Raw genomic sequence first — 15,164 nt, forward strand, 5'->3', positions numbered from 1 at the left:
CAGCGCCCTCAGCGGCCGAAACTCGCCAGCTTCGCCCGCAACTGGAGCACCGACTTCGTGTGGATCTGGCTCACCCGGCTCTCCGTCACCCCGAGCACGTTGCCGATCTCCGCGAGCGTCAGACCTTCGTAGTAGTAGAGCGTGACGACCGTCTTCTCCCGCTCCGGCAACGTATTGATCGCGCGCGCGAGCAGCCGCCGCAGCTCGCGGTCCTCGGCGACCTCCACGGGGTTGTCGGCCGCGGTGTCCTCGAGCGTGTCCATCAGGCTCAGCCGGTTGCCGCCCTCGCCGCCGGCGTGCAGCAGTTCTTCCAGGGCCACCACGTTCGCCAGCGACAACTGGCTGAAAATGGCGTGCAGTTCCTCGATGGCGATGCCCATCTCATGGGCGACCTCGCCCTCCGACGGAGTACGCCGCAGCTGCGCTTCGAGCGTCGCGTAGGCCCGCTCGACGTTGCGTGCCTTCTGCCGCACCGACCGGGGAATCCAGTCGAGCGCCCGGAGTTCGTCGATCATCGCGCCGCGGATGCGGGTGATCGCGTACGTCTCGAACTTGATGGACCGCTCGATGTCGAACTTCTCGATCGCGTCGATCAGCCCGAACACCCCGGACGACACGAAGTCTGCCTGCTCGACATTGGGCGGAAGGCCCACGCTGACCCGGCCCGCGACATACTTCACCAGCGGCGAGTAGTGCAGGATCAACTGCTCGCGCAGCCGCCCGTCCCCCGTGTCCTTGTAGGACCGCCACAGCTCGTCCAGCGACGAGGGAGCGGGGGGCCGCTCCCGCTCGCCGCTACGGGCGGCGGGGGGAGCCGCCGCCCGATCGGACCCTGAGGTGTGCTGGGGCATTTGTTGCCTTGAGCCGTTCTGCCGTGAACCGGTGAGGTCGTGCGAGCCGATGGATTCGCCCGTCCCCGCGTGGTGGTGAGCTTGCGTGAAGTGAATGAGGTTGTCCGTCTGCTTGCCTGTGGTTGCCTGTCCGCGTCGGAATCCTTGTGAGCGTAGCGTGACTGGAGTGTCGCAGTGTGCGAACAATAGGGGATCTCGCGTACGCAGATACGTTCCGCTGGGCGCCCCACCGAGTGCCCCTCGTCGCCGTACGTGACGAGTTCGAAGCGTCAACTGCGAGCATTCCCAAGGCCATCGGAGGTTCATCCGGACGGCCGAGCACGGTCGGTCACGAAGGGCCTCCCTCCGGCGAGACCGACACAATCGCCTGGCGTGTCAACTGCCAGCCGTCGCCGTGTCGTTCGATGAACCCCAGAGAGCGCAACTCGTACAGCCGACCGATCGCCAGGTCCACCGCCGTGCCGGCTTCGAGTGCGATCTCCCGGGCCGGCGAACTCCCCCGGCCGGGCACCGCCGCCAGGACGCGCGCGGCGTCCGGGGCGAGCAGATCGCGCGGCACGACGGGCCCCCGCCGCTCCGGGGCCAGCTCACCCATGTCGCCGACCAACTCGACGACGTCCGCCGCGTCGGTCACCAGAACTCCGTCACGCCGCAGAAGTTCGTGCACCCCCGCCGAGAGACCACTCGTCGCGGGACCCGGCACCCCCATCGTGAACCGCCCGAGCTCCTGCGCGCTGCGCGCCGTGGCGAGCGCACCACTGCGGTAGGCGGCCTCGACGACGACACTCCCCCGGGTGAGAGCGGCGATCACGCGGTTTCTGAGGATGAATCTGCTCGGCGTGGGATGGTCCCCGGGCGGCAACTCTCCGACCAGCAGTCCCTGTTCCGCGATCCTCCTGAGCAACTCGGCATGCCCGCGCGGATAGGCCTGATCGACCCCGCACGCGAGCACCGCGACCGTGGCCCCGCCGGCCCCCAGCGCTCCCCTGTGCGCGGCGCCGTCCACCCCATAGGCGCCGCCCGACACGACCACCCAGCCCCGCTCGGCCAGCCCCGCACCCAGACCGGCGGCCATATGCGCCCCGTACTCCGTGCAGGCCCGCGCGCCGACCACCGCCACCGACCGCAGCGCCCATATCCGCAGGCTGGGCTGGCCCCGCACCCACAGCCCCACGGGCCGCGCGTCCCCGAGGTCGTCCAACTGGGCGGGCCACTCCGCCTCCCCCGGGCACACGAAGCGCGCCCCCGCATCCCGCGCCACCGCCAGATCCCGCGCGGGCCGCGCCTTCACGGCCCGCGCCCGCAACCCCTCCCACCTCGCCGGTGTCACCCCGTCCAGCCGCCTCTCCCCCTCGACCAGCCGCCGCACCACTGCGACCGCCCCGGTCTCGCGCAACCACCGTCCGCCCACCTCGTCCCCCGGTTCGAGGATCCGGGTCAGGGCGGCCCTCGCCAGCCGCTCCTCTTCCGGGGCACAGCCCGGGTCCGGGGTCATGTCAGCGCCCCGATCGCCATGGGCACTCCTCGCGAGATCCCCGTACGCAACTGCAGCGCCAGGGCGACGTCCTGCGCGGCAGGCCGGCCACGTCCCGCGAGGTCCGCCACGGTCCAGGCGACCCGCAGCACGCGATCGAGCCCTCGGGCAGTCAGGAAGCCGCGCTCCAGGTCCACTTCGGCCGCGTCCAGGGCGCCCGGCTCGGCAGGCCATCGCGTGCGCAGCGCGTGCCCCGGCACCTCGCTGTTCGTCCGCCAGCCGGTGCCGGTCAGCCTGGCCGCGGCCCGCTCCCGGGCCGCGCGCACCCGGTCGGCGACCGTCTGCGTGGAGTCCCCCGGAGTTCCGCGCCCGGCAATCTCGGAGCGCATGACGGGCTCCACCTCGACCTTCAGGTCGACCCGGTCGAGCAGCGGACCCGAGAGCCGCGCCTGGTAGCGACGGATGACGGAGGCCGGGCACTCGCAGCCGTCGCCCAGCAGGGTGTGCCGACCGCAGGGACAGGGGTTGGCCGCGAGCACCATCAGGAACTTCGCGGGCAGGCGCACCACTCCAGCGCTGCGAGCGATCACCACGTGACCAGATTCCAGAGGCTGACGCAAGGAATCCAGCGTCTGGCTGCTGAACTCCGGCGCCTCGTCGAGAAAAAGCACCCCACGGTGAGCCAACGAGACCGCCCCCGGCCGTGCGATTCCCTTGCCGCCTCCCACCAGCGACTGCATCGTCGCCGAGTGGTGCGGCGCGCAGTACGGCGCGGCGTCCACCAAGGGCTTGCCCGGTGGCAGCATGCCCGCCACGGAGTGGACGGCCGTGACCTCCAGGGACTCCTCGCGGGTCAGCCGGGGCAGGACCGCCGGCAGCCGCTCCGCGAGCATCGTCTTTCCCGCGCCCGGCGGTCCCTGCAGAAAGAGGTGGTGCCCGCCTGCCGCCGCCACCTCCACGGCGGTCCGGGCCGAGGTCTGTCCGACGACATCGGCGAGGTCCAGGGCGAGAGCGTCGTCCAGGCCGCCGCTGAGCCCTGTGCCCACGCCGGTCCCGGGCACGCAGAGCCCCGCGAGCATCGGGTCGGGGCGTCCCGGCTCGTCCGGCTCTTCCTCCGGCACCGGTTCATCGGTCAGCACGGCGATCAACTGCCGCAGGCTGCGCACCCCGAGGACCGAGACCCCCGGCACCAGCGCGGCCTCGGCCGCCGTGCATTCCGGGACGACTACCTGCTCATAGCCCGCGTCGGCCGCCGCGAGGACCGCGGGCAGCACTCCCCTGACCGGCCGCACCCGCCCGTCGAGTCCCAGCTCTCCGATCATCACGATGTCGGTGAGAGTCCGCGGATCGATGCGCTCCGCCGCGCCGAGCACCGCGCAGGCCACCGCAAGATCGAATCCGCTGCCGCCCTTGGGCACCGACGCCGGGCTGAGGCCCACGGTGAGCTTCTTCTGGGGCCACTCCCCTCCGGAGTTGACCACCGCGGCCCTGACCCGGTCCTTGCTCTCGGTCAGGCTCTTGTCCGGGAGCCCGACCAGCGTGAACGCCGCCACGCCCGGCTCCAGGTCGGCCTGCACCTCGACGACCACACCCTCGACGCCCACCAGAGCCACGGAACACGTACGCGCGAATCCCATCAGGCCACCCCCCGCGCGTGCTCCACGACAGGAGCCCCTCGGCGTGGGATCAGCACGCCGACGAGATCGATCCGCACTCCGCCCGGCGGTGGGCCGCCGCGCTCATCGATCCAGCGCTCGGCGAGACGCCGTAGCCGCTCCGCCTTGGCCTGACCCACGGCGGCCATCGGATGCTGATAGATCCCCGAGCCGACCAGGCCGGCTCTGCGCGTCTTGACCTCACAGACGACCAGCGCTTCGCCGTCCATGGCCACGATGTCGATCTCGCCGGTCCTGCCGCCGCGCCAGTTGCGCTCAAGCACCGTCATTCCGGCTTCGCCCAGCCGCCGCGCGGCGAGATCCTCGCCGTACCGCCCAAGTGCCCCACGTGCGTTCATGTCGGAACCACCTCCGACACCCACACTGGGACTCAGCCCCGAACGTTGTGGATCTTGGTGGACGACTCACGCGTTGTGGAAAACTCGCTCACCCGTGCCGGTGAACCCGCGTCGCTGAATCCGCGTCGCTGAATCCGCGTCGCTGAATCCGCGTCGATCGGCTCAGCCGCCCGGCAGCTCGAGATCGCTCTTGTTGAGCTCCTCGATGTTCACGTCCTTGAACGTGAGGACGCGCACCTGCTTCACGAACCGTGCGGGCCTGTACATGTCCCACACCCAGGCGTCCGCCATGGACACCTCGAAGAAAACCTCACCCTGGACGGAGTGCACCTGCATCTCGTAGTCGTTGGTGAGATAAAAGCGCCGTTCGGTCTCGATCACATATTTGAACAGACCGACGACATCGCGGTACTCCCGGTAGAGCTTCAGCTCCATCTCGGTCTCGTACTTCTCGAGGTCCTCGGCGCTCATGGCATGTTCCCCTTCAGCCGTGCGTCCCCCTATTGTGCGTCAGCCCCTGGAGCCTCTACACGATTTCCGTGTCGAGGGTCTCGGGCCGGCTCGGAGGACCCTCGTCGAGCAGCCTGCGAAGCAACTCGGCGAGCCTGGTCGGATACACCGTCTCATGCGCCTCGGTCAGTTCCTGGCACGTCCACCATCGCGCTCCCGCGACACTCCGCCGTTCCAGCTCCGTCAGCCCCGCGGCCCGCGTGCGCGTCTGCGACGTACGCGCCAGGAAGTACCGCTCGTCCTGGTCCCAGCGCCGTCCGGCGAAGGGGAACGAGCAGAACCGCTGCCACAGGGCCGGGCCGAGCTCGACCTCGGTGATGCCCGTCTCTTCCATCAGTTCACGTAGTGCGGCCTGTTCATGCGTCTCGTCGCCCTCGAGACCGCCGCCCGGCGTGAACCACCAGTCGTCCGCCGCGTCCTCCGGCTCGTGTCCGTGCAGCAGCAGGATCCGGTCCTGCGGGTCGAGCAGCACCACCCTCGCGACCTTGCGCGGCGCCTCCGGCTGCGGCTGCGGCTGCGGCTGCGGCTGCGGCTGCGGCTGCGGTTCAGCCGACACGGGCCGTCGCCCCCGCGCGGTCACGGCTCTGCGGACGCTCACGCCCGCGCCGCAGCCGGTTGGCCACCGGCCCGTACGCCGCTCCGCCCAGGACCAGGACCGCACCGACCACCACCGCCCACACCATGAGCCGCACGGGCCCGGGGTCGGAGATCCCGCCCGGCATGTCCGCGAAGCCCTCGGGGCGCTCCAGCGTCCCGAATCTGTCCGTCGGCCAGGCCACCGCGTCGACCCGCCCCTCCACCGCGCCGCGCGGCACGGAGCCACGGTTGGAATCGCCCAGGTGCACGCTGGAGTCCAGGGAGCCGCTGCGCTCGTCGCCGAGCAGGAAGAGGTTGCCCTTGGGGACCGTGGTGGCCGGGATTCCGGTGGCCGCAGCGCCCTTGCCCTTCGGAAGATACGGTTCTGCGACGGGCTTGCCGTTGACCATCAGCTTGCCGTCGGTGCAGCAGGAGATCCGGTCGCCGCCCACGCCGACCACACGCTTGACCATCGGCAGGTCGCCCCAGCTCGCCTGCCTGAAGACGACGACGTCACCGCGGCGTACCTCACTGCCGTCTATCCGCTCGGCCAGGACCCGGTCGCCCGCACCGATCGTCGGCGTCATCGACCCGGTGGGAACGGTGTAGGGCTGGTACAGGACGGCGCCCCAGATGAAGCCTCCCAGGAAGAGGACACAGCCGAAGGCCACGGCCAGTCCCGACAGCACGCTGCCGAGCCGTCCGTGGCCCTCGTCCGTACGTTGTGTCCTGCTCATCCCGGTGCTCCCCCATTTCGGAGACGACCCCGCGCCCCCTACGACAGGAGCGGGGAAGATCGGCGATCTGGGACGGCACCCTACCCGGCGGTACGTCCGCCAGAAACCCTCGCGGCCTGGGCAGCAGCCACCGTCAACCGACGCCGGCGCCAGAGCACCACCGGCACCGCACCCGCCAGCCCGAGGGCCGCCGGCGCCGCGCTCATCGCGGCGTTGATGCCCTGCTGGTCGAAGGTGTCCGGCTTGGGCAGCGTCGCCCAGCGGGTGGGCGGCCAGGCGATCACGATGGCGCGACCCACGACGTTGTCCACGGGGACGGCGCCGCCGCCGGGCTGGTTCTGGTGGTAACGGGAGTCCAGCGAGTTCTGCCGGTGGTCACCCATGACCCAGATCTTGCCCGCCGGGACGGTGAGCTTGAACTGGCCGCCCTGGTCGTCGACGGTGCACGGGGTGTTGCCCTCGAAGACGTACGGCTCGTTCAGCGCCTTGCCGTTGACCTTCACCGGACCGGTGCCCTTGCACTCCACCGTGTCGCCGCCGACCGCGATGACGCGCTTGATCAGGTCCTTCTCGTCCGCGGACGGCATCAGGCCGACCCAGCCGAGGACCCGCTGGATCGCGTTCGGGTCGGGCGTGGGCTCGCCGTCCAGCCAGTGGCCGGGGTCCCTGAAGACGACGACTTCGCCGCGCTCGGGCTCCGAGCCGAACCACGGGGTCAGCTTGTCGACCAGGACGCGGTCGCCCTTCTGGAGCGTGTTCTGCATCGAGTCCGAGGGAATCGAGAACGCCTGCACCAGGAAGGTCTTGATCACCAGTGCCAGGATCAGCGCGATGCCGATGAGGAGCGGCAGCTCCTTCCAGAAGGAGCGGGGCTTCTTCGTCTCCCTGGTCTGCTTCCCGTCCGGCTCACCGGGAGCGGGCCCGGCACCCGCGGTGTCACTCCCAGGGCTCACGCCGTCCGCCGTGGCCTCGACCCCCGGCTCGTCTGATCGCCCTGGCTGTTCCTCGGGCCCACCGTGTCCGGACCGTGCGCCGACCGCCACATCCCCCACATCCACTCCTCAGTCCGTGCCGCTGCCCGCGCCTGATGCGATGCAGGCCCACCACTCCCATAACGAGCGGGAGTTCCGCAGGGGTCGGGAGTCCGGTCAATCCGTATCGATCGCCGGGTGCCACCCTATGCGACGGCCCCAGCGCGGTGTCCGTCCCCGCACGCGCGTCGGGCACGGACGCGTACGTGTCGGGCTCCTCCAGCTTGCGCCAGTGGTCGAAAGGCCAGGCGATGACGAGCGCGCGTCCCACCACGCTGTCCTCGGAGACGGTGCCGCTGAACTTCTCGGTGCGGTGGAAACGGGAGTCGGCCGAGTCGGAACGGTGGTCCCCCATGACGAAGAGGCGCCCCTCGGGGACCTTCACCTCGAACTCGAAGGACGAGGGCTCGTCACCAGGGTTGATGTACGGCTCGGTGAGGGGGACTCCGTTGACCGTGAGCTTCTTGTTCTTGTCACAGCACTTCACGGTGTCGCCGCCGACGCCGACCACGCGCTTGATCAGGTCGCGTTCGTTGTCCGACGGCAGCAGTCCGATGAAGGAGAGACCTTCCTTGACCTGCTTGACGCCTACCGGGTCGTCCTTCTTCTTGGTCTGCTCGTCCTCGAGCCAGTTGCCGGGGTCCTCGAAGACGACGACATCGCCGCGCTCCGGCTTGGAGCCGAACCACGGGGTGAGCTTGTCGACGAGTACGCGGTCGCCGATCTTGATCGTCTGTTCCATCGAGCCCGAGGGGATCACGAAGGCCTGCACCAGGAAGGTCTTCAGGACCAGGGCTATCAGCAGCGCGACACCTATGAGGAGAGGTATCTCCTTGATCGCCGAGCGTCGCCTGCGCCGCTTCACCTTCCGCGCGAGCTTGCGCCGCTCGGCCCTTCCTGGCAGTACGGGACCGGTGGTGGGCCGGTCGCCGGTGGGCAGCCGGGTGTCGACTCGGTGACTGGCGGCGCGCGTACGCCCGCGGTTACCCATGCGCGCCGCCTGGTGCCGGCACGCGCGCGTAGCTGTCGGGACGCTCCAGGGAGGTCCAGTGCCCGATGGGCCAGGCGATCCAGTCGGCCCTGCCGATCACGGAGTCGACGGGGATCATGCCGCCGCCGGGCCGGCCCAGGTAATCACGGGAGTCGCGGGAGTCACTGCGGTGGTCACCGAGGAGGAACAGGCTGCCTTCGGGGACGACCGCGACGAAGCGCGGCTTCGAGGGGGCGTCCCCCGGGTACAGGTACGGCTCGTCGACGGGCTCGCCGTTCACCTTGATCCTCCCCCGCTTGTCGCAGCAGACCACCCGGTCTCCCCCTACCCCTGCGACCCGCTTGATGTAGTCGGCATCTCCGAAGTAGCCACTGCCGTCAAAGACGACCGCGTCACCTCGTTGCGGCTCGGAACCGAAACGGTACGCCAACTTGTTGACGAGTACGCGGTCTCCGACCCGGAACGCGGGCTCCATGGAGCCACTGGGGATCTGGAACGGCTGCATCACGAAGGTGCTCACGAGCAGCAGGGACACCATGCAGATCAGCAGTGTCAGGGTGGCTCTGCCGCCGGGCAGCCAGGAAACGAACGACACAAAAGCGGAGCGCGACCGGTCCTCCGCCCCCTCGGACTCCCCGACGCGCTCGGCGTCCTGGGAATCAGTGGGTGGGGAGGAGCGGTCGCGCTCCGTGTGCTGTGCTTCGGTGTCCATCGGAGCCAGATGCTATCCGGCTCCGCTGTGGACCCGTGCGCGAGCTCAGTTGTCGCGCTTCTCCTTGATCTTCGCGGCCTTGCCGCGCAGGTCACGGAGGTAGTACAGCTTCGCGCGGCGCACGGCGCCGCGGGAGACGAGCTCGATCTTCTCGACGATCGGCGTGTGCACCGGGAAGGTGCGCTCGACGCCGACGGAGAAGGAGACCTTGCGGACCGTGAAGGTCTCGCGCACGCCGGCACCCTGGCGACGGATGACTACGCCCTTGAACTGCTGGACACGGGAGCGGTTGCCCTCGATGACGCGCACGTGGACGTTGACGGTGTCACCCGGGCGGAAGGCCGGGATGTCGGTGCGCAGCGAAGCGCTGTCGACGGAGTCGAGCAGGTTAGCCATGATCGTCTGCTTTCTTCACTGATGCCACAGGTCATCAGCGGGAGATTCGTGATGAGGATTCGATAGCTGTTCGCGTCGGGCGGGCGTCTTTCCCCCTGTGGCAGGGGCGCACGCTGGACGTACAGCAGCGGCCTATTCTTCCACGGCCTCGGGGTCTCGCCCAAATCGGCCGTCGGGGCCCGGACGCCACCCCAGGATCGAGAGCATCTCGCGGTCCTTCTTGTCGAAGACGGCGGGGTCGCAGCGCTCGATCAGGTCGGGCCTGTTGCGGACCGTGCGCCGCAGCGCCTCGTCCCTGCGCCAGCGCGCGATCTTGCCGTGGTGGCCGCTGACGAGCACGTCCGGGATGCCATGTCCGCGCCACTCGGGGGGCTTGGTGTAGACGGGGCCTTCGAGGAGGTTGGCCATGGCGCCGGGGGCGAAGGAGTCGTCGCGGTGGGACTCGGCGTTGCCGAGGACGCCGGGCAGGAGCCGGGCCACGGCCTCGGTGACGACCAGGACGGCCGCCTCGCCGCCCGCGAGGACGTAGTCGCCGATCGATACTTCGTAGACCGGCAACCGGATCGCGTACTCGTCGATGACGCGGCGGTCGATGCCTTCGTAGCGCGCGGGCGTGAAGACCAGCCAGGGCCGTTCGGAGAGCTCGACGGCGAGTTCCTGGGTGAAGGGCCGCCCGCTGGGCGTGGGGACGACCAGGACGGGCCCGTGGGCACCGGCCTCGTACCCCTCGGCGAGCACGTCGTCGAGGGCCGCGCCCCAGGGCTCGGTCTTCATGACCATGCCGGGGCCGCCGCCGTAGGGGGTGTCGTCGACCGTGTTGTGCCGGTCGTACGTCCATCCCCTGAGGTCGTGCACGTTCACGTCGAGCTGCCCACGCGCGCGTGCCTTGCCGACGAGGGAGACGTTCAGTGGTTCCAGGTACTCGGGGAAGATCGTGACGACGTCGAGCCGCATCAGGCGTCGTCCTCCGAAGGCTCCTCTTCGTCCCTGGCCGAGGCGATCACCGCGCGGTCGTCGATCAGGCCGGGCGGCGGGTCGATGACGGCCCGCTGCTCCTCCAGGTCGATCTCGGTGACGATCTCCTCCACGAAGGGGATCATCACCTCGCTGCCGTCGGGCCGCTCCACGATGAACAGGTCCTGCGAGGGCAGGTGCGAGATCTCGGTGATCCGGCCGACCTCGAGGCCTTCCTTGGTGACGATGTCGAGGTCCATCAGCTGATGGTCGTAGTACTCGTCCTCGTCCTCCGGAAGCTCTTCCGGGTCGACTTCCGCGATCAGCAACGTGTTGCGCAGCGCCTCGGCGCCCGTGCGGTCGCGTACGCCCTCGAAGCGCAGCAGGAGGCGGCCGCTGTGCACCCGGCCGGTCTCGATGGTCAGCGGACCCGTGGAGGCGGGGTCGGTGGCGAGTACGGCGCCGGGGCCGAGCCGCAGCTCCGGCTCGTCGGTCCGCACCTCGACGGTGACCTCACCCTTGATGCCATGGGCGCGGCCGATCCGCGCGACTACCAGCTGCACTGCTTTTCTCTCCTGTCGTGTGCCTACGGACGGGCCCCGTGGGCGACTACAGACTTCCGCAGACGACTACGGGCCGGGGAAGGCCCAGAAGCCCTCCCCGGCCCGTGCCGGTGCTACCTGTGGTTCAGTGAACCTGGTCCACGTCGACGAGGTCGACGCGGACACCACGGCCGCCGATGGCGCCCACGACGGTCCGCAGAGCGCGTGCCGTACGGCCGTTGCGGCCGATCACCTTGCCGAGGTCGTCCGGGTGAACCCGGACCTCGAGCACACGCCCCCGGCGCAGGTTGCGCGAGGCGACCTGCACGTCGTCGGGGTTGTCGACAATGCCCTTCACGAGGTGCTCGAGAGCCTCCTCGAGCATGCTCAGGCCTCGGTCGACTCGGTGGGCGCAGCCTCGGCCGCGTCCGCCTTCTTGTCAGCCTTCTTGGCCTTCTGGGTGATGGCCTCACCCTTCGACTCGTCGCCCTCGAGGCCCTTGGTGAAGGCCTCGAACGCGGCGCGCTTGTCCTTGGGCTCGGCGACGAGCAGCGGCGGCGGGGCCGGAAGGCCCTTGTGCGCCTGCCAGTCACCGGTGAGCTTCAGGATCGCCATGACCGGCTCGGTCGGCTGAGCGCCGACGGAGAGCCAGTACTGCGCGCGCTCCGAGTCGACCTCGATGCGCGAGGGGTTCTGCACCGGGTGGTACAGGCCGATCTCCTCGATGGCCCGACCATCACGGCGGGTACGGGAGTCGGCGACGACGATGCGGTAGTGAGGCGAACGGATCTTGCCCAGACGCTTCAGCTTGATCTTGACTGCCACTGGAGTGGTGTCTCCTGGTCTTGACGTGGTTGGGCACAACGAGATGCCACGTGGGGTTGCGGTACTCGGGGTGCCCGATGGACGCGTCAGCCGGAGGCGAGAGGGTTCCTATGCGGCTGTCGAGTACAGCTAGCCATTGTGCCATACACCGCCGGGGCGTCCGAATCCGGTCCGGGCGCCCCGGCGGCGCATCCCGCAGCTCAGCCCGTCAGCGTGCCGCTGCGCCGACAGCTTCCGGGATACGGAAGGGCTTGCCGCACCCACCGCAGACGATGGGCGCCTGGGCGAGCACCGAAGGAACCACACGGACGTTGCGTCCGCAGTCGCAGACCGCCTTGACGCGGACGCCGCCCCCGGAGGAGCCGTGCCGGGCGGCCGGGCCCCGGAAGCTGCGTGCCGTGTCGGCGGCGGTCGCCACGGTGTGCGCCTTGAGGGCGCGCTGGAGCCGCTCGATCGTCGGGCGGTAGCGCTTGCGCGCCTCCGGGTTGAGCGTGACCAGCGAGAAGCCGCTGCTGGGATGCGGCTCCTCGGGGTGGTCGAGGCCCAGTTCCTCTGCGATGGCGAGGAATCTGCGGTTGTGATAGCGGCCCGCGCGTGAGGTGTCGCGTACGCCGCGTGACGCGGCGATGCCATGGACTGCCTCGTGGAGCAGTCGCTCGAAGGAGAGTTCGGCGCCGCAGGCGGACGACGACTCTCCGATCAGGGATTCGGGCGCGGCAAGATCGGGCAGCTCGGAGTGGTGCCGCTGAATATCGGCCCACGCCTGTGCCAGCTCTGCGGCGAGAACAGGTGGTGTCGTGCTCACGTCGTGAACAACGAGCCGGGATGCCCAGGGGTTCCATTCCGGGGCATCTCAAATAATTTGCACGTACCCGTCAGTTGCCATTGATGTGCCATTGATGCGTCCGGACGAGGGCGGGTGCGCTGATCTGCCCAGAAGCCTCGCAGCTCATGGCAAGCCGGTACGTAGTGGCGCGTACGCCCGCCCGTCTCACGCCACCACTCCCCGAGAGCGAGCGCGCCGGTACCGGAGGCGCGCTCGTCAGTAAGCGCGGGCCACCACAGCGACGTTACCCGGGGTCTCGTCGGCGTCCGGCACCGACCCGTCCTCCGTGACGAGACATCGTACGGAGACGGAGTGCTCCGCGAGCTTCGCCTCGCCCTCCGGGCCGAGCGTGGCCCACGGGATGCGCGCCCAGCCACCGGCGGCCGTCGCCTCCACGGCCTGCTCCACCGTGGTGACGTCCCAGGTGCGGGCCTCCCGGCGCTCGCGGGCCTGGTCCAGGAGCAGCTTCTGGTCCTCTTCGAGGACGGTGGGCAGCAGGGCCGCCAGGGAGTCGATCGGGACCGGCTCCTTGCCTCCCCTGATGCGACGGGCCAGCATCGCGGTGCCGTTCTCCAGGTCGCGCGGGCCGACCTCGACCCGCACCGGCACTCCCTTGAGCTCCCAGTCGACGGCGCGCCGCCCGAAGGGGGTGTCCGTGCGCTCGTCGACCTGCACGCGCACGCCGGTGGCCTTGAGGCGGTCACCGATCTCGCGGACCTTGGCGAGCACCGCTTCGTCGCCCTTGATGGCGATGACGACGGCCTGGACCGGTGCGAGGCGCGGCGGGACCCGCAGGCCGCTGTCGTCGCCGTGCATCATCACCAGGGCGCCGATCATCCGCGTCGTACTGCCCCAAGAGGTCTGCCAGACGAGCTCCTGCTTGCCTTCCTTGGAGAGGTACTGAGTGTGGAAGGCCCTGGCGAAGTTCTGGCCCAGTTCGTGGCTGGTGCCGAGCTGGAGGGCCTTTCCGTCGCCCATCATCCCCTCGAGCGTCAGGGTGTTGATGGCGCCCGCGAAGCGCTCCTGGGCGGTCTTGCGGCCCAGCACGAAGTCCATCGCGAGGACCTCCCGCATGAAGGCTCCGTAGACGTCCCTGTGGATGCGGGCCGCGAAATCGCGTGCTTCCTCGTACGTGGCGTGGGCGGTGTGGCCCTCCTGCCAGAGGAACTCGGACGTCCGCAGGAAGAGCCGGGGCCGCAGCTCCCAACGGACCACGTTCGCCCACTGGTTGATCAGGAGCGGCAGGTCGCGGTAGCTCTGCACCCACTTGGAGAAGTACTCGTTGACGATCGTCTCGGAGGTCGGACGGATGACGACCGGCTCCTCCAGCTCCTTGCCCCCGCCGTGTGTGACGACGGCCAGTTCGGGGGCGAAGCCCTCGACGTGCTCGGCCTCCCTGGTCAGGTACGACTGGGGGATGAGGAGAGGGAAGTAGGCGTTCTGGGTACCCGTCTCCTTGATGCGGGCGTCCATGTCCTGCTGCATGCGTTCCCACAGGCCGTATCCGTACGGTCGGATCACCATGGTGCCCCGCACCGGGCCGTTGTCGGCCAGCTCGGCCTTGTTGATCAGGTCTTGGTACCAGCGCGGGAAGTCTTCCGCCCGGGGCGTGAGTACGGGTGCCTTAGCCATGGCGCGCATGGTACGGCGGGCCTCCGGAGAGCGTGAATGGAATTCCTCCGGCGCTGTTCCAGGGGGCGCACGACGGTGGCACGCAAGCATTGCCCCACAACCTCTGGACGCCGCGACGGATGCGGAGTTCTCTGGCATACGGGGGGAGTACGAGCGCACTGCACGGGGGCGGACGAACCGTTTGAATACGACACTCCAGCAACTCTCGGCGGATTGGGGCGCTTTCGATGACACCTACACTCGCGCAGCCGCACCTCCCGCGCGCGGGCACCACCCCCCGCGGCGTGGACCGGTGCGCACGCGCGCGTGACTGGGCGGAGATCCAGGAACGGATGCTGGTCCCGCTCTACGAAGCGGTGTACGAACGACTCGACGTAGGCGGCGGAACAAGGCTTCTCGGTCTCGGCTGCGGTTCCGGGCTCGCCCTCCTGATGGCGGAGTCCCGGGGCGCGTCGGTCACCGGTGTCGACACCTCTGCTCCCGAACGGCTCGCCCTGGCACGCGAACGCCTGCTGCCCGACACGAGCTCGGACGCGCGACGACGAGGCCGCACACGGCTCGTCGAGGGAGGGCCCGCCGACGTCTCGGGGCCGGATGTGCCCCTCTTCAACATGGTGACCGCGTTCCAGCCGATCGGCTGTATGGCGGGCGACTCCGAAGGCCTCTCCGGTCTCTTGGAGGCCACCGTCCCGCTGGCCGGGCGTGGCACCCCCGTGGTGCTCGCCGGCTGGGGTCCACCGGAGCGCTGCACGACCTCTTCTGTACTGAAGGTGGCGACCAAGCTCGCCGAACCGCTCCGCAGTACGGGGAGTTGGCGCCCCGCCCTCCGTGACGACCTGGAGGAGGTCGCCCAGCGTGCGGGCCTCAAGCCGGACGGCTCGGGCCGCGTCGCCTGCCCCTTCGGGTACGCGGACACGGAGAGCGCGGTCCGCGGCCTGCTCTCCACGGGGCTGTTCGACGCGGCGGTGGGGGCGACCGATCAGGTACAGGTCGACAAGGAGCTGACGGAGGCCCTGCACCCGCACAAGCGGCGGGACGGGACCGTGTGGATGCCGAACGTGTTCCGGTACTTGATCGCGCGTACGCGGTAGCG

General features: G+C 69.7%; 18 protein-coding genes. 1 reads left to right on the forward strand and 17 read right to left on the reverse strand.

Annotated elements, in window-relative coordinates; genetic code table 11:
- Window positions 1-8: 8 nt before the first annotated feature.
- The 17 genes from whiG to proS form a co-directional block, all read right to left on the reverse strand.
- Window positions 9-851: an RNA polymerase sigma factor WhiG gene (gene whiG / locus AB0I94_RS18715; RefSeq protein ID WP_363310665.1), complete on the reverse strand. Its 843-nt coding sequence runs from the start codon at window positions 849-851 to the stop codon at window positions 9-11.
- Window positions 852-1,179: 328 nt separating this feature from the next.
- Complete coding sequence (dprA, locus tag AB0I94_RS18720; protein WP_363310666.1) at window positions 1,180-2,346, reverse strand: DNA-processing protein DprA; 1,167 nt, start codon at window positions 2,344-2,346, stop codon at window positions 1,180-1,182.
- Window positions 2,343-3,962 (reverse strand): ATP-binding protein, encoded by a 1,620-nt coding sequence (locus tag AB0I94_RS18725; protein ID WP_363310667.1) that lies wholly within the window; start codon window positions 3,960-3,962, stop codon window positions 2,343-2,345. Before AB0I94_RS18725 ends, dprA begins: the two co-directional genes overlap by 4 nt.
- Window positions 3,962-4,339 carry a YraN family protein gene (locus tag AB0I94_RS18730; protein WP_363310668.1) on the reverse strand — a complete coding sequence of 126 codons (378 nt, stop codon included), beginning with the start codon at window positions 4,337-4,339 and terminating at the stop codon, window positions 3,962-3,964. The genes AB0I94_RS18725 and AB0I94_RS18730 overlap by 1 nt, the downstream gene beginning before the upstream one ends.
- Window positions 4,340-4,501: 162 nt before the next feature.
- Window positions 4,502-4,810, reverse strand: a complete 309-nt coding sequence (locus AB0I94_RS18735; protein WP_003965949.1) for a DUF2469 domain-containing protein — start codon at window positions 4,808-4,810, stop codon at window positions 4,502-4,504.
- A 55-nt stretch (window positions 4,811-4,865) separates the two neighbouring features.
- On the reverse strand, window positions 4,866-5,324 hold the full coding sequence (locus AB0I94_RS18740) for an NUDIX hydrolase (protein WP_363310793.1): 459 nt from the start codon (window positions 5,322-5,324) through the stop codon (window positions 4,866-4,868).
- 70 nt (window positions 5,325-5,394) lie between these two features.
- Entirely contained in the window at window positions 5,395-6,162 is a 768-nt protein-coding gene (lepB, locus tag AB0I94_RS18745) for a signal peptidase I (protein WP_363310669.1), read from the reverse strand.
- 80 nt (window positions 6,163-6,242) lie between these two features.
- A complete protein-coding gene (lepB, locus tag AB0I94_RS18750) occupies window positions 6,243-7,214 on the reverse strand; it encodes a signal peptidase I (RefSeq protein ID WP_363310670.1) in 972 nt (323 codons plus the stop codon).
- Complete coding sequence (gene lepB / locus AB0I94_RS18755) at window positions 7,099-8,184, reverse strand: signal peptidase I (RefSeq protein ID WP_363310671.1); 1,086 nt, start codon at window positions 8,182-8,184, stop codon at window positions 7,099-7,101. The genes lepB (AB0I94_RS18750) and lepB (AB0I94_RS18755) overlap by 116 nt, the downstream gene beginning before the upstream one ends.
- Complete coding sequence (gene lepB, locus AB0I94_RS18760; protein WP_363310672.1) at window positions 8,177-8,896, reverse strand: signal peptidase I; 720 nt, start codon at window positions 8,894-8,896, stop codon at window positions 8,177-8,179. Before lepB (AB0I94_RS18760) ends, lepB (AB0I94_RS18755) begins: the two co-directional genes overlap by 8 nt.
- Window positions 8,897-8,941: 45 nt before the next feature.
- A complete protein-coding gene (rplS, locus tag AB0I94_RS18765; RefSeq protein WP_363310673.1) occupies window positions 8,942-9,292 on the reverse strand; it encodes a 50S ribosomal protein L19 in 351 nt (116 codons plus the stop codon).
- 132 nt (window positions 9,293-9,424) lie between these two features.
- On the reverse strand, window positions 9,425-10,246 hold the full coding sequence (gene trmD, locus AB0I94_RS18770) for a tRNA (guanosine(37)-N1)-methyltransferase TrmD (RefSeq protein WP_363310674.1): 822 nt from the start codon (window positions 10,244-10,246) through the stop codon (window positions 9,425-9,427).
- On the reverse strand, window positions 10,246-10,809 hold the full coding sequence (rimM, locus tag AB0I94_RS18775) for a ribosome maturation factor RimM (protein ID WP_363310675.1): 564 nt from the start codon (window positions 10,807-10,809) through the stop codon (window positions 10,246-10,248). The genes trmD and rimM overlap by 1 nt, the downstream gene beginning before the upstream one ends.
- 124 nt (window positions 10,810-10,933) lie before the next feature.
- Window positions 10,934-11,173 carry an RNA-binding protein gene (locus AB0I94_RS18780; protein ID WP_030361979.1) on the reverse strand — a complete coding sequence of 80 codons (240 nt, stop codon included), beginning with the start codon at window positions 11,171-11,173 and terminating at the stop codon, window positions 10,934-10,936.
- A 2-nt stretch (window positions 11,174-11,175) separates the two neighbouring features.
- Window positions 11,176-11,613, reverse strand: coding sequence for a 30S ribosomal protein S16 (rpsP, locus tag AB0I94_RS18785; RefSeq protein ID WP_363310676.1), 438 nt, complete (start codon window positions 11,611-11,613; stop codon window positions 11,176-11,178).
- Between the two features lie 208 nt (window positions 11,614-11,821).
- Window positions 11,822-12,418, reverse strand: coding sequence for a hypothetical protein (locus tag AB0I94_RS18790; RefSeq protein ID WP_363310677.1), 597 nt, complete (start codon window positions 12,416-12,418; stop codon window positions 11,822-11,824).
- A 237-nt stretch (window positions 12,419-12,655) separates the two neighbouring features.
- Window positions 12,656-14,071, reverse strand: coding sequence for a proline--tRNA ligase (proS, locus tag AB0I94_RS18795; protein WP_363310678.1), 1,416 nt, complete (start codon window positions 14,069-14,071; stop codon window positions 12,656-12,658).
- A gap of 227 nt (window positions 14,072-14,298) precedes the next feature.
- Here proS and AB0I94_RS18800 point away from each other — a divergent pair, with 227 nt between their 5' ends.
- Window positions 14,299-15,162, forward strand: coding sequence for an SAM-dependent methyltransferase (locus AB0I94_RS18800; protein WP_363310679.1), 864 nt, complete (start codon window positions 14,299-14,301; stop codon window positions 15,160-15,162).
- Window positions 15,163-15,164: the final 2 nt, after the last annotated feature.

The organism is Streptomyces sp. NPDC050147 (assembly GCF_040660195.1).
Classification (GTDB): domain Bacteria; phylum Actinomycetota; class Actinomycetes; order Streptomycetales; family Streptomycetaceae; genus Streptomyces.

Bases quoted from the DNA above. Each gene is read 5' to 3' on its own strand.
- whiG (WP_363310665.1), bottom strand. From the start codon at position 851: ATGCCCCAGCACACCTCAGGGTCCGATCGGGCGGCGGCTCCCCCCGCC.
- dprA (WP_363310666.1), bottom strand. From the start codon at position 2,346: ATGACCCCGGACCCGGGCTGTGCCCCGGAAGAGGAGCGGCTGGCGAGG.
- AB0I94_RS18725 (WP_363310667.1), bottom strand. From the start codon at position 3,962: ATGGGATTCGCGCGTACGTGTTCCGTGGCTCTGGTGGGCGTCGAGGGT.
- AB0I94_RS18730 (WP_363310668.1), bottom strand. From the start codon at position 4,339: ATGAACGCACGTGGGGCACTTGGGCGGTACGGCGAGGATCTCGCCGCG.
- AB0I94_RS18735 (WP_003965949.1), bottom strand. From the start codon at position 4,810: ATGAGCGCCGAGGACCTCGAGAAGTACGAGACCGAGATGGAGCTGAAG.
- lepB (WP_363310669.1), bottom strand. From the start codon at position 6,162: ATGAGCAGGACACAACGTACGGACGAGGGCCACGGACGGCTCGGCAGC.
- lepB (WP_363310671.1), bottom strand. From the start codon at position 8,184: ATGGGTAACCGCGGGCGTACGCGCGCCGCCAGTCACCGAGTCGACACC.
- lepB (WP_363310672.1), bottom strand. From the start codon at position 8,896: ATGGACACCGAAGCACAGCACACGGAGCGCGACCGCTCCTCCCCACCC.
- rplS (WP_363310673.1), bottom strand. From the start codon at position 9,292: ATGGCTAACCTGCTCGACTCCGTCGACAGCGCTTCGCTGCGCACCGAC.
- trmD (WP_363310674.1), bottom strand. From the start codon at position 10,246: ATGCGGCTCGACGTCGTCACGATCTTCCCCGAGTACCTGGAACCACTG.
- AB0I94_RS18780 (WP_030361979.1), bottom strand. From the start codon at position 11,173: ATGCTCGAGGAGGCTCTCGAGCACCTCGTGAAGGGCATTGTCGACAAC.
- proS (WP_363310678.1), bottom strand. From the start codon at position 14,071: ATGGCTAAGGCACCCGTACTCACGCCCCGGGCGGAAGACTTCCCGCGC.
- AB0I94_RS18800 (WP_363310679.1), top strand. From the start codon at position 14,299: ATGACACCTACACTCGCGCAGCCGCACCTCCCGCGCGCGGGCACCACC.